Raw genomic sequence first — 649 nt, forward strand, 5'->3', positions numbered from 1 at the left:
GCAGTATGCAGAGCGCGTTGGACGCGCGAAAGGTTTCGGTTCCGCCGATCAAGCCGCCCCGATCGTGAGGCTGAGCGATATCGCTGTCCAGTTCGGAGCACAGCGGGCACTCGGCGGCGTGTCGCTCGATATCAGGCGCGGCGAGGTCATCGGTCTTGTCGGCGCCAATGGCGCCGGCAAGAGCACGCTCGGGCGCGTGATTGTTGGAGAGGTGCCATTCGGCGGCTACAGCGGCCGTATGGCAATGGACGGCATTGAAACCCGCTTCGTGGATACCCAGCAGGCGCATCGGGCCGGCGTCGTCCTGATCCATCAGGAAGGCGCCGGCGTCGAACAGCTCACGATCGGCGAGAACGTCATGTTGACGATCGAACCCAATGCGCGTGGCCTCATAGACTGGACATCGCTTCACCGGCAAGCGGGCAAGGCACTGTCGGAACTGGGCGTCGACACCGACACCTGTGCTACCCTTGGGGCGCAAGGCGGTGTCGCCTTGATGGAACTGGTCGAGATAGCCAGAGCGATCGCGCGCGGGGGGCGCGTGTTTGTGTTCGACGAATCCACCGCGGCTCTGGGCGCCGACGAAGTGACGATCCTTCTTTCGAGGATGCGGGACCTGGCTGCAAAAGGCGCGGCGATCATCTTCATC

The 649-nt window shown here is 63.8% G+C and carries 1 protein-coding gene; it reads left to right on the forward strand.

Translation table 11 applies throughout. The features are described from left to right. Positions 1-64 precede the first annotated feature (64 nt). Positions 65-649 (forward strand): ATP-binding cassette domain-containing protein (locus EN750_RS37790; protein ID WP_210212812.1); only part of this gene is annotated, 585 nt, incomplete at its 3' end.

Origin of the sequence: Mesorhizobium sp. M7A.F.Ca.ET.027.03.2.1, assembly GCF_003999175.1 — a bacterium.
Lineage (GTDB): Bacteria > Pseudomonadota > Alphaproteobacteria > Rhizobiales > Rhizobiaceae > Mesorhizobium.